Source organism: Pseudobacteroides sp. (assembly GCF_036567765.1).
Lineage (GTDB): Bacteria > Bacillota > Clostridia > Acetivibrionales > DSM-2933 > Pseudobacteroides.
Genome location: NZ_DATCTU010000063.1, coordinates 1 through 12,778 on the forward strand (window position 1 = coordinate 1; position 12,778 = coordinate 12,778).

13 protein-coding genes are annotated in these 12,778 nt (G+C 35.7%); 7 read left to right on the forward strand and 6 right to left on the reverse strand.

Going from position 1 to position 12,778, the window contains the following annotated elements; translation table 11 throughout:
* Window positions 1-161 precede the first annotated feature (161 nt).
* From VIO64_RS09760 to VIO64_RS09775, 4 genes are all read left to right on the forward strand, one after another.
* The gene (locus VIO64_RS09760) at window positions 162-1,856 is read left to right on the forward strand and encodes a molecular chaperone HscC (RefSeq protein ID WP_331917608.1); all 1,695 of its coding nucleotides are present in this window, start codon (window positions 162-164) and stop codon (window positions 1,854-1,856) included.
* Window positions 1,857-1,861: 5 nt separating this feature from the next.
* The gene (locus VIO64_RS09765; protein ID WP_331917610.1) at window positions 1,862-3,904 is read left to right on the forward strand and encodes a hypothetical protein; all 2,043 of its coding nucleotides are present in this window, start codon (window positions 1,862-1,864) and stop codon (window positions 3,902-3,904) included.
* A 160-nt stretch (window positions 3,905-4,064) separates the two neighbouring features.
* Window positions 4,065-4,601, forward strand: coding sequence for a DUF6143 family protein (locus VIO64_RS09770; protein WP_331917612.1), 537 nt, complete (start codon window positions 4,065-4,067; stop codon window positions 4,599-4,601).
* Window positions 4,598-5,149 (forward strand): DUF6143 family protein, encoded by a 552-nt coding sequence (locus VIO64_RS09775; protein WP_331917614.1) that lies wholly within the window; start codon window positions 4,598-4,600, stop codon window positions 5,147-5,149. The genes VIO64_RS09770 and VIO64_RS09775 overlap by 4 nt, the downstream gene beginning before the upstream one ends.
* A 587-nt stretch (window positions 5,150-5,736) precedes the next feature.
* Here the strand turns inward: VIO64_RS09775 and VIO64_RS09780 are convergent.
* From VIO64_RS09780 to VIO64_RS09795, 4 genes are all read right to left on the reverse strand, one after another.
* Window positions 5,737-5,919 carry a hypothetical protein gene (locus VIO64_RS09780; RefSeq protein ID WP_331917616.1) on the reverse strand — a complete coding sequence of 61 codons (183 nt, stop codon included), beginning with the start codon at window positions 5,917-5,919 and terminating at the stop codon, window positions 5,737-5,739.
* 243 nt (window positions 5,920-6,162) lie between these two features.
* Window positions 6,163-6,561, reverse strand: a complete 399-nt coding sequence (gene arr, locus VIO64_RS09785) for an NAD(+)--rifampin ADP-ribosyltransferase (protein ID WP_331917630.1) — start codon at window positions 6,559-6,561, stop codon at window positions 6,163-6,165.
* Window positions 6,562-6,837: 276 nt separating this feature from the next.
* Window positions 6,838-7,512 carry a zinc ribbon domain-containing protein gene (locus tag VIO64_RS09790; RefSeq protein WP_331917618.1) on the reverse strand — a complete coding sequence of 225 codons (675 nt, stop codon included), beginning with the start codon at window positions 7,510-7,512 and terminating at the stop codon, window positions 6,838-6,840.
* 238 nt (window positions 7,513-7,750) lie between these two features.
* Entirely contained in the window at window positions 7,751-8,254 is a 504-nt protein-coding gene (locus tag VIO64_RS09795) for a hypothetical protein (protein ID WP_331917632.1), read from the reverse strand.
* Window positions 8,255-8,497: 243 nt separating this feature from the next.
* Here VIO64_RS09795 and VIO64_RS09800 point away from each other — a divergent pair, with 243 nt between their 5' ends.
* Window positions 8,498-9,940, forward strand: coding sequence for a glucose dehydrogenase (locus tag VIO64_RS09800; protein ID WP_331917620.1), 1,443 nt, complete (start codon window positions 8,498-8,500; stop codon window positions 9,938-9,940).
* 239 nt (window positions 9,941-10,179) lie between these two features.
* Here VIO64_RS09800 and VIO64_RS09805 read toward each other — a convergent pair whose 3' ends face one another.
* Together VIO64_RS09805 and VIO64_RS09810 are read right to left on the reverse strand one after the other, a co-directional pair.
* Window positions 10,180-10,533: a DUF2200 domain-containing protein gene (locus VIO64_RS09805; RefSeq protein WP_331917622.1), complete on the reverse strand. Its 354-nt coding sequence runs from the start codon at window positions 10,531-10,533 to the stop codon at window positions 10,180-10,182.
* A 44-nt stretch (window positions 10,534-10,577) separates the two neighbouring features.
* Window positions 10,578-10,724 carry a hypothetical protein gene (locus VIO64_RS09810; RefSeq protein ID WP_331917624.1) on the reverse strand — a complete coding sequence of 49 codons (147 nt, stop codon included), beginning with the start codon at window positions 10,722-10,724 and terminating at the stop codon, window positions 10,578-10,580.
* A 434-nt stretch (window positions 10,725-11,158) separates the two neighbouring features.
* Here VIO64_RS09810 and VIO64_RS09815 point away from each other — a divergent pair, with 434 nt between their 5' ends.
* The gene (locus tag VIO64_RS09815; RefSeq protein ID WP_331917626.1) at window positions 11,159-12,181 is read left to right on the forward strand and encodes a hypothetical protein; all 1,023 of its coding nucleotides are present in this window, start codon (window positions 11,159-11,161) and stop codon (window positions 12,179-12,181) included.
* Window positions 12,182-12,223: 42 nt separating this feature from the next.
* Window positions 12,224-12,442: a hypothetical protein gene (locus VIO64_RS09820; RefSeq protein ID WP_331917628.1), complete on the forward strand. Its 219-nt coding sequence runs from the start codon at window positions 12,224-12,226 to the stop codon at window positions 12,440-12,442.
* The last annotated feature ends 336 nt before the right edge of the window (window positions 12,443-12,778 follow it).

A 12,778-nucleotide genomic window follows, 5' to 3' on the forward strand; every position in this document is an offset into this window, starting at 1 on the left:
AATACCACATTAGTATAATTGTGGAAATTATAGCTGGAAATTTTAATAAAATTTTAACTGATCTGTGGGGGTGAAAAAGAAAATTCAACTCTCAAAAGTCAGATAAATAAAGCCCTCGGAGTTTCCGAGAGCATACTGAGATATAAGAAGAGGTGTTAACATTGCCGACAATTGGTATAGACCTTGGAACTACAAATAGCCTTGTGGCATACTGGACTGATGAGGGCCCAAAGTTGATCCCGAATATACTGGGATCTAATCTTACTCCATCAGTAGTCAGTGTTGATGAAAATGGAGAAATATATGTGGGACAGATAGCAAAAGAACGTAAAATCACTCATCCTCATCTTACTGCATCTTCCTTTAAACGATTTATGGGGACGGAAAAAGTATTTCATCTTGGTAAATACTCATTTACGCCTGAAGACTTATCCTCCTTTGTGGTACGCTCTTTGAAAGCTGATGCGGAGGCCTTTTTCGGCAGTGAAGTGCCTGAAGCTGTAATAAGTGTTCCTGCTTATTTTAATGATGCTCAGAGAAAAGCAACCAAGCGTTCAGCGGAGCTGGCGGGTCTCAAGGTGGAACGGCTTATCAGCGAACCTACTGCTGCTGCAATATCATATGGGCTACACCAGAAAGAGTCGGACACAAGTTTTCTTGTTTTCGATCTGGGGGGAGGCACCTTTGATGTATCCATTCTTGAGATGTTTGAAGGTGTAATGCAGGTTAAATCAATTGCAGGGGATAATTTTCTGGGGGGAGAAGATTTTACAGATGCTCTGGCTGCACATTTCGTTGAACATAATTCCCTTAGCTTGGATTCACTGGATCATAAGGCTAGATCGTACATAACCAAGCAGGCGGAGCAATGTAAATGCAATCTGAGTAACGGAAACCAGGGTAAGATGGCCTTTACTTTAAATGATAAAACCTATGAATTAATTATAGACCGGGGAGAATACGAAAAGCTGGTCCATCCGCTTCTAGTTCGTCTCCGCCATCCCATTGAACGTGCATTGCGAGATGCAGAGCTAATGCCTGAGGATCTTGATTCGGTGATTCTGATAGGGGGTGCCACCAGAATGCATGTTGTCAGGTCAGTCGTATCAAAGATGTTTGGCAGGCTTCCCAATTCCAGTATAAATCCTGATGAAGCTGTAGCATTGGGAGCTGCTATACAGGTTGCGTTAAAAGAAAGAGATCAGGCACTCAATGAAGTTATTTTAACAGATGTTTGTCCTTATACACTAGGCACCAATATTTCGCAAGATATGGGAAACGGAAAATATGAGAGCGGTTATTTCCTTCCGATAATAGAAAGGAATACACCTATACCTGTAAGTAAGGTAGAGACCTTGTCCACACTTTATGATAATCAATCAGAGATACGTTTGGAAGTATACCAGGGAGAAAGCAGAAGAGTGGAAGAAAACATAAAAATCGGCGAATTGAATATAAAACTAACCCCTGAGAAAACTGCCAAACAACTTGTCGATGTCAGATATACATATGATATAAACGGTATCTTGGAAGTGGAGGTATTGACCCATAAAACGGGATTAAAAAACAGAATTGTTATTGAAAAAAGCCCAGGTAGTATGACACCTGAAGAGATTGAGACGCGGCTTAATCAATTGAAAGATATAAAGATTCACCCCAGGGAAAGAACAGAAAACAAGCTTCTTATAGCTAGAGGTGAGAGGTTGTATGAAGAATCTTTAGGTGAAATGAGAGAGTACATCTCAAGAATTTTAATGGAATTTGAAAGCATTATGTCCCGCCAGAATGAGATTGAGGTTAGGAAAGCGGCTGTAATACTTAAAAAAAAGCTGGATGAGATTGAAATGAGGTTTTAAATTCGATGAATATTTGGAATATTTTGAGCATTGAGCCTACTGATGATATCAGTACAATAAAAAAAGCATATGCTACCAAACTAAAGACCTGTCATCCTGAGGACAACCCTGAGAGCTATCAAAAGCTTCGCGAGGCCTTTGACAGTGCAATTAAATATGCTAAAATGAACAGAAAATCCAAAGAAAGTGTTACTGATGCGATCCAAACTATTAATAATTGCAATAAAGACAGTAATATAGATAGAAGTAATGATGCTCCCCTATTAACTCATAAAAATGGCTTTGATACTGAATATACTTGTGATCAGGATATGCAAAATTCAATAGACGATCATATATCTTCCCCTAAGAGTAAATTTAGAAATGATTTCACAACAAATGTTATTGCATTAGAGTATGCAAACGATGGATTTATAGAGGATGCAGCAAATATATACAACAACTTTTCATCCAGAATAGATGAAAAAAAATGGGAGGCTTTGCTGGATTGCGATTTGATGTGGAACTTAAAAAATCAGGAGCAGCTGAGCATAAAGATGATATCGTTCTTATCATCACACCATTGTCTGCCCAATAAAATATGGCGGCTGCTGGACGCCCATTTCGACTGGAGTAAAAGCCTTGAAGGCCTTGATCGTTTTTTTCCAAAGACATTTATAAAATATATTAAAAGAAGGGTCAACGAGAAACAATATCTGCATTATTCTCATTTTGTAGGTGTAAGCAATATTGATCTTGAAAAATATCTTGAGCTCAGAGAATCAGCCTTTGATGATATGAATAACAGAGATTTTAACAATGCATATATATCATTAAGACAAGCTGAAGAAATATATTCTGATGATCCTGAGCTTTGGAAATTGCAGGGCATGCATCATTTTTATGTGGGAAATCTTGATGCAGCGGAGGAATTGTTTAAACGTTGTTTAAAATTTAAGTCAGATGATATCATCATATTTTACTCTTCACGTATTTTATTTAGAAAGGAAAGGTACAGTGAAGCCCTTGATGAGTGCCAAAAGTTGCAAGATTTGGAGGCATTGAATGTAGATCAGCTTGAATTCGTGGCAAAGTGCTACACTAAGGCTAACAGGTTGGAAGAAGCTAAAAAACTTCTGCTAAAAGCCCTTCAACTAGACCCAAAATGCGACTTGATAAGAACCGCTATCTTTGAAATAAACAAGAAAATACGAGACGGGATTTTGTGGGAAATTAAAAAGAATCGCAGAGACAAGGAGCTAAGAAGCAAGCTTGAGCAGATAAACAATGAAACTAAATTATTTATAAGTAATGTCGCTAATAAAAATGGATACAGCTCTTCCAAAAGGAGATTCATTGAAAGCGGAAAATTTAAGATACTGTTAGTGGCGGCTGTAGTTTTTGCCATAATTTTCATACAATTTACTACCTATCTAAAAAATATTGATAAAAACAGCTATAAGGATAGCTTTAGTTTTCTTTATGAGTCAAATACGCCAATGCCTACTTCAAAACCAGAAGACATTTACATGGATATAACAAATCCAGATTTATTATCTACTTATGGAAATGAATCAAGGATTGATTACAAAAATTCCATATCTCCAGGCCTTGCAGTCCGTATTATATACGAAGAAGATGGAATATCAAAACTGACTTTCAGAAGCTTCGACAATGACTATTCAAAATATCAAACAGATGATTTGATAGTGTTGGTAAGTGAATATAACGGCAAAAAGATTATCTTGTTAACCGAACTGGAAAATTATATGTCAAGGTTTATGCCTAGAAGATATAAATTTAGTGGAATTGTGTTTGAAGGCAGGCTTGAAATAACAGATGAAGTGTTTGATAGTATGATGAAATACAATATTTTTGGAAATGAAATTATTCCAGACAAATTTATTAAGGTTACAACAGAATACAATGATTCCTACGTGCCAGAAGATATTAGGAGTACGACATCACCTGGAAACACCTCCAGTGAACCCAATTGGTTTACTATGTTAAAAATAGCTGGATTTATAATCATTATTATCGTAGCGATTAAAAGATATTCCAGGTATTAACCAATGTTTAGGCAAAGTAATTGATTGATTTTAGGAAACTACGCACAGCAGATACTGCTGGACCTGAAGACTCTAAATTTTTTGGGCTGGAAAGTCGAAGTTAACACAAAACCATAAAAGAACATATTCTATATAGATGGCACAATCAGGAGGAAATAATATGTTCGAAAAAAAGCTGAAACAGCCCGTTGAGGTAGTAGATATTACCAATCCCGCAATGAATTCCATATTGGGAAGATATTTTATCGGTCAAACAGGGACACTCAATTTTGGTAATAAATATGGTGCCTGGGGCGGTATAATAAATCCAAATAATTCAGGAGTTAATCTCTACTTTGACATTTTTACTATTACAAACTTTTCATCTCAAAGCTTTATCGGGGAAATTTGGCTGAACGCCAAGCCGCCAAAGAAATCCACAATCTCCTCCACTGTTACTCCATCAAATCAGGCTATTTCTCCACCTCCACGGCCAAAAGCCATAATGGAATATGCTGATTATGTGGCAGCACCGCTGACAAAAGGTGTGAATATTTTCGGTAGAATTGTAGCCCCGAATTCCACCCTAGTAAGTGACTCCCACAAAGGCTCAATTATTATAGCACCCGGAGGCTCATTTTCAATACTTCTGAAATCACAGGGACAGCAAGACATCACTGGAACAATCGTATTGACCTGGTGGGAGGAGAAGCTATGAACTTGGCATTCATAAAAAAAGAAAAGCAGCCCAAAGAGGTAATAGTACTGTCAGATGCTGTTTATCATTCATATCTGGGTGAATACTTTCTAGGTCAAACAGATATGATTACCTTCGGGGATTCTTATAATGGCTGGGGAGCACTAATCAACCCAGAAGACTCAAATGTAAATATGTTTTTGAATGCTTATACCATTTCTAACTTTGCAAGTACACCATTAACTGCAGAAGGCTGGTTAATCAGCGTACTTCCTGGAAAAGCAAAAGTATCCGGATATTTTGCTGCCGGGAACCAATCCATAGCTCCATCACCCATACCCAAGGTTAAAATTCAAAATGCAAGTATGGTATCAAAAACACCGACTGGCGGGACGTATACATTTGTGAGAAGGGTGGAGCCGAACGAAACACTTACAAAACATGACTTTCAAGGTATGTATATAATTCCTCCCGGGAGTTCCTTCGCTTTATTCTTTTTATCTCCAGGTAAAGAGCAGGTACAGACCCGAGTGGCCTTCGGCTGGTGGGAAGAAAAAATAACAGTATAAAGTTTATGAAAGGATTTAGCAACATGTATATTAGGTATCCATGTCCATATTACCTTAACGCACAAATGAATAACTAGCCCAATACATATAATATTCAAAAAGTGTACCCATATTACTATTTGCCCAGCACACCAACTAGTAACTTCCACTTTGATAAAAACGAAAGCATTATAAATTTTATCTCAATATTAGAAAACCAGGCCGGTGCCATGCAAATTTTTACGGGGCAGAACTGTTCAATGGAGTCGCCGGAGCCTTCAGTACAGTCCAATTTCCGGATACTGCCGTAGAATTCTTGATTTTATCCAGCCCTGCTAGTCATACAAAGTCCAACAGGGCTTCATTAAGTTTTAATTTATAAGAGCATAATATCACAAAACTATTATTTTCCAATATTTTTTACTGTAGTCAGATGAAATTTTTTTGAAAGAGGTATTACCATGTTAGAGATTAAAAAATTCGACAAACTAAGAAGAAACGACATACAGCCAGAATAGCTCATGATCGTTTAAAAGAAATATATCTAATATTTACTTAATCTTATATAATCCTTTGCATCATTTGTCAAACAAATATGTTGAATTTATCTATTCATCTATTGCCTTTGTTATCAATGCCGACGATATACGAAGTGCTTTAATCCTGCGTGTAAGGAGCGTGTGCTGAGAAGTGCCCGGTTTCAGTTTTGGCAGTACTTTCTCACACTTACTGATCGTCGAAGTTATAGCCCTGAGTGCTTCTTCCAATTCTTCCTTTGTATAACTGTCCATAACATCACCTCCTGATCATTTTAACATGAAGTATCCCGGCCTCAGTATAAAAAATAAAGTTGCCAGCACATGTCTATAGATAGCGAACTGCAACTAGTTATGCATATTGAGCTGAATCGCCAAATAAGGGCTATCCCAGCGAACTAATATATAACTTTACAGTTCGGTATCTATAACTGAAATAGTATATTCTCTTTGATTTAAAGATTACTATTTGATTTGCGGCCCCTGTTTATCAAATAATCAATCATTAATTGCCTCGATGCCGAGCTGTTTAAGCTTATCAAGTTGATCCCGCATTTTCTGTAGGTCCTCTGGAGAGTGTCCCTCCCAATCCAAAACCTCTCCTACCACTCGCAGTGGGTGTTGAGTTCGGTAGGATCTTGTTGGGTTCCCTGGAAACTTCTTGTCCGTCAAATTGGGGTCATCCTCAATAGGACCTGTGGGCTCTACAAGATAGATTCGACCGGGTCCGTCGCCCACTGCCAGTTCCGCTCCCCACTTGGCCGCATCCAATGTTGCGGTCAGGTAAACGTAGTTGGCCTTCTTTCTCGCACCATAGTTAGAGCTATAGCCAGGTACCAGCAAGTCTCCCGGCTTCAGGTCAGCTTTTGTGCCGTGGTAGAAAGGCCCGGGGTCCATTGATCCGGACGGTGTCTGTTCGTTCTTTATATTCACTTCTTATCCCTTCCCTTCGTGAGGAACAGACATTTGCCATTATCTGCTCCCCGAACATTGATAAATAGCTTTACACGATAGTATTTCATCAATCAATTCTTGTCTTTTTTATACTCTTCTATACTACACGGTCATACAAAATCCAATAAATTCGCAAAAAGGTAAGACACCCTTTTATAGGGGGTGACATCTTGAGTCAGAATTTAAACCTTTACGCAAAACCAATTTTTGCATTAAAACCTATTTTGTAAAGATGTAATATACCTTCTCAGACTTTTGGAAATACATTATAATGATAAATGTAGCAATGCAATACCAAAGTAAGTCCCCACTAATATTCATTCCTTGAGCATCATATATATACTTGATTATTTGTATCATATTTGTAATCACGCCATTAATAAATACCAATGAGACAGTTATACAACTAAATATAATTATACAAATCTTAAATATTTTTTTCTTAAGAAAGAACAAAATTAGCAAAAACGGCATGAGAGTTAATATAATTGCTCTATATACCACATTGTAAAGCTGATAGAATTTTATTTGCTTTTGAAAAACTAACGATAATTTTTTAATATTACCGTTTACGTCATTTATAACTGTTTGTGCCCATACCGTACCATTCTTTATAGTTATTTTTTTATTATCTTTTATTGTATACAGATACTCTTCAGCACCCAAACTTACCTTGCTCAAACTGTCTTTTAAGGTAATAGACTCATAAATCCCAAAAACTAAAAATAGGATTATAAATACAATCAGTATAACTCCGAAGTTGTTCATTTTATTACCATAATCTGAAGTCTTCATTCCAACCTCTGCGTTTCCAAGCACTTCACCACAAGCTGAGCAAACAACTGATCTTGGTTTATTTGATTCACCACATTTCCCACAATATTTATTTTCCACTATTGCCCCCCCATATTGCATTTTATTCACTCAATTCGTATTTCTTTGTTAGAATATTTTATATGTTTTGTAGTAAGTAATCAAGTTTTGATTTTATGGGTATTTTGCAAAAGATATTTTAATAGCTTAAAATACCTTAACATAATAAGGAAGGATTAACTTAATGATGTTGGTAATATCATTGATTTTTATTGAGCTATCGGATAAACAAATTAAGAATTAAATACAACGTACAGGGCTATTTTATTAATCCAATTTTGATAAGGTAATTCGCGAATTTTCTAAAGCATATATTCCATATGCTTACATAAATAAGTGAAAACATGAAAAAAGTTATTAAAGCGAACGGGAATGATAAAGTACCTGTTAAATCCCCAAACGCTGGAACACCTACTATATATGTTAATATAATTATTCCGATCGATAATATTATAGCAGAAGATAATATAGATACTACTATCCCTTTCCTATAAAGCAATGTTCCTATAACGGTACCAAGTATTCCTGTAGTGAAAAGAAGAATTATTGCTTCTTGCACGCTCACCATAATAAGAATTAATGCGGAAGAAAACAATACAGTAATACCGAGAGAAATATTAAAAACAGCAGCTAGTGCAATTGGCAGGGTACTTAATGGGCTTAAGGCCAGCCCAACTACCGGTAAAAGCACAGGTGCTGACTGAAGCAATACAGTTAGTGATGTTAATAAGCTTCCTATGCTGATAAACCTTGCTATTTCCATCTCTTTCAACTTAAATCCCTCCTCTCGTATCTAGTAGCTATACTTCCATATTATACGTTTTGTTTACCTAAATTGTGCAGATTATGTTTGATGTAAAAGTACCGTCCTGAGGTATGAACAGGGCAATCGCAATGTCAGCATCCTCTAGGATAAGCCCTCGTTCCTCGGCTTAAACTTGGTACTAATAGAGCAGTTCAATCATATTCTGATAAAGGAAAACAGTATAAAGGAGTGTAATGTTAGTTGAAAAAAATCAAAGTCGGTTTACGACCCATTGTTAGCAAGATAAATTTACCCACTGTCCTAAAAACAACTATACTTCCGGGCGACCCAATTGAAAGACTATTTATTGCAACCCAGGTAGGAGAGATCTTTTACTTAGGAAATGGGGTAATAAGGACTTTTTTAGATATTCGCTCGAGAATCATAAAACTAGGTGTTTCTGATGGCGGATATGATGAACGAGGATTGCTAGGTCTGGCGTTTCATCCCAAATTTTATTATAACGGTCTGTTTTATCTCCACTATTCATTAGCTGGCACACAAGGTCCAGGTGCTCTTCCTAGTTCAGAAGTTTCAAGACAAGGTCTTCCTGAATTTTTTAAACCTAATCCGTGCGACCCCAGAACCTTAAACCAAAAGTGGATAAATAGAGAAATTCAATATGATCATATTGATACCGTTGAAGAATGGATTTTACAACCGAATGGCCAACCTCAAAAACGGCGGACATTGCTTAATTTAAGAAGGCCATTTTTTAATCATAATGGGGTCAATAGCTTAAACTTCTCACCTGAAACAGGAAAACTTGTTTTAACAACCGGAGATGGCGGATCAGGCTATGATCCATTTAACTTAAGTCAGAATAATATGGAAATCGCCGGTAAGATAATTGAAATTGATGTTACTAAGAATACATTTATCTATAACCCACCCGTAGTCACACGTTTTAATGAACTTCCCGTACCTATTCAGGCAACACTTACGGTAATTGCAAAAGGGGTACGCAATATAACTGGTATCTCATTTCAGAGGTTTTATAATCAGTATATCAAATATGTGGGAAACGTAGGGCAGGACCTGGTAGAGTCGATTTTTTCATTCGATCATTATAAACCAATACCGGTTACTCAGCTTGTTCAAGCTTCTTTAATGAATTCCGAACCTGACCTAGAAGGATTTGTAAACTTTGGCTGGCGTGGGTGGGAAGGTGCTTTTCCTACTACTATTATAAGGGACTGCTCTGCAAATCCAGCCCTGGATGAGAAAACATTTGCTTATTACGATGAAGCAGTAAAAACATCAGTACGGCGTCTTCAGCCCTTAACCAGTTATTTTCATGAAGATCCTCGGCCCGATAAGTTTGAAGGATCTGCACTTACAGGAGTCCAGCCATATATGGGAAATAGTATCCCCGATTTAAAGGGAAGCGTTATTTTTACCGATTTTTCTCCAGAAGAATCTCAACCTCCGGTTAGAGGGACTTTAGTTTATACCAGAGCAAGAACAGATTGTAAACTAAATGATTTTAATGTTATCGAAACCAGTTATAATTTTGGGTCTCAGTCTGCTTTTTATGTTAGTCTGGGAACAAATCTTGATCAAACCAGACTATATTTAGGGGTTTATGGCTCCATGAATGTGACTGATTTAAACCAAGGTACTGTTTTTGAAATTGTTCCATAATCCACAACTATAAAATTCTACTCAGTTCCGAATAAATGCCTTTTTTGGATTTACTGAAGCGAAGTACAAGACAGACAAGTGGATTAGTTCGACATTTGTTAAGTCATAATTTTTGACGGTGTCTGCATACAAATGGAGGACTAATCCAAAATCATCTGAATCTTTTATATTAGTCTATTTGTGCTCTATCAATGCACTATCGTTACTTATATCAGTAAGCTGTCAGGTATCAAGTATAATTATTTTTTACGAAGTATTTTTTCCATAGATTTGCCTTTTGCCAATTCATCAATCAGCTTGTCCAAATACCGAATTTCCTGCATTGTCGGCTCTTCTATATCTTCCACCCTGACACCGCAAACAACCCCCTTTATTAGGGTCCTTGATGGGTTTAGGAATGGAGCATCCTTAAAAAATGTCTCATAGTCTATTTGTTTTTTTAATTGTTCTTCCATCTCTTCCTGAGTATATCCAGTCAACCAACAAATGATTTCATCAACTTCTGATTTAGTACGTCCTTTTTTCTCTGCCTTTGAAACTAATAGGGGATATACACTTGCAAAGCTCATTGTATAGATTCGATGTTTGGACATTGTTCTTCCTCCCAATATTTAATATTTGAAATTCTCTGTTTTCACTAATATAACTTTACCTTTGTATCTGTAACCGCCTCATCAAAAGATCTCTTTAACCAAATCAGTTCATTTTCTGCTGACTTGAGAATATTACCATCAATTTGATAAAAATCTTTTACTTCAGAATAACCATCTCTCATTTTAGACATAACCTCAACCCTTATTGCAAATTTACTTTTATTTTACACTTAAGTTATGGTACATTAAAAGATAAAAAATCTGCTATATTTAACTAATAAATACAATTCAACCTGACATAATATTGATCCTACACTGTTGTGACATAGTTTTTTATTGAAAACACTCACTAATGGGTGTATTATTTAACTCATAAGGTAAAATTTTACGAAACCAAAAATAGAGAAAGCACCGAATCCTACAATAAAGAATGTGGAGACTGTTGATCTCGGCAGAAAGTCTGATAAGACAAATCAGACCATAGCTAATAAATTGAAACAAGTTAACTTTTCAATAAAAGAATCATAAGTTATTACCGAAACTTTAGATTGTGGATTTGAAGGGATTTTGTAGTTTAGAATAGAGAACTACCTTTTAAAGAGCGTATATTAAGGGAGGCTCAACAATGAGAATTTTAGAAAACTATATTGATCTTGATAACATAGAGAACATATTAGTTACATTAAGTAAAAATTATGAAAGCATTATAAACAGTGATTTAGCCGAATATAAAAACCAAACTATCAGTGCAAAAATTGAACTTGACTATTCAGATAAAATAAATGCTGAAGCAATTGAAACTGAGATGGGCGATATCACAGTAAAAATAACTCTTTCATATTTTAGAGAACTTGAGGCTTTTTATAAAACTGTATTTTACAAAGAAAATCCAGGTTTCTATCGATCAATTTCTGCTGAATCATACTTTAATGAATCAAGAGCAGTCTTCTATTTAGACTTAATGCTAAAACTTTCACTGTCTGTTTTCATTCTTCATGAATATGGTCACATATATAATGGTCACTTACTTTATATTATGAAAGCCAAAAATTTAAATTCTGCCAGAATGACTAATAACACATATGAAGAATTTTCAACTAATACCATTGATTCTATAACCTATCAATCCATGGAGTGGAATGCTGATGATTTTGCTTCAACTAGATTAATTTCAATTTTTACACATGACGATAATATTAAAATTTTAAATTTAGATAACTCGAATTGCATTAAGTCAAAGGAGCACATGTTGTTTATCATCATGTTTTCTTCATACATAGCATTTGCATTAATGGGGCTTGGCGAAAAGAAACAATTCTCAGAAAACGACTTTCGACTAAAGAAACATTTACCTAAAAGATTTCGTGCAAAAAAATTCATTCGCAATTTAATAGAAGCATATAATCATTTTAATGAAAAGACAGAATTTTCTGACAACCAATTATTATCCGCTGTTGAAAGCACAATGGAAACATGGGTTAATCTTTATAAGAAAATTGCTGAAAACAAGGACAATTGGGATACATCCAATAATACTAATGAACTTGATGAAGAACATAGTAAGTATTATGATTTAGTAGAATTTCATTATTTGAACAAGCTACCAACGATTTTAGAACCGTTTGAACGTTTAAGAACTTTAATGTAATAAACAGAAGTTTCTTTAAATTTTTAATAGAATTCCCTATGTGTGGGAGCATGGGAAGGTGACAGCACCTCACTGTCTGCCAACATGCTAAAAGGTGTAGCTCATTTAGTAGTAACTTTCGGAGATACCCTGAAAGATGATATTTTCAAGGAAAAGCTTGGAAAATACTCAACCAAGGAAATCGGCCTTACAGCCAAGGAACGAAATGCCGGTTCCATTGGCTATGCCGAAGCTATGCTTTTATATTATAACAAAAAATGAAATTTCCACTTAATAAATTAGATTTGTACACGGCTAAACCTACTGTTTCCGAAGAATTAGAAACTAAATTTAATGAAGCAGCTCCATATTCTAATGTTGAGACAAAAAGTGAATAGCACTGGAATGCCATTAATGGAAGCCATTATTAAGAAAGCACTTATAACCAGATATGTTGCTTCTCTTTCCTATTTAATTCATACCTCTTAAGCCCCCTAATCACCTTGGACAGTTTCGGAATAAACAAGTAAAATAGAAATTGTCAGGAGGGGTTACATAATTGGGAAAAAAAGTTTATGAAAAAGAATTTATAGAGCAAATAGTCAGAGAAGCTATTGA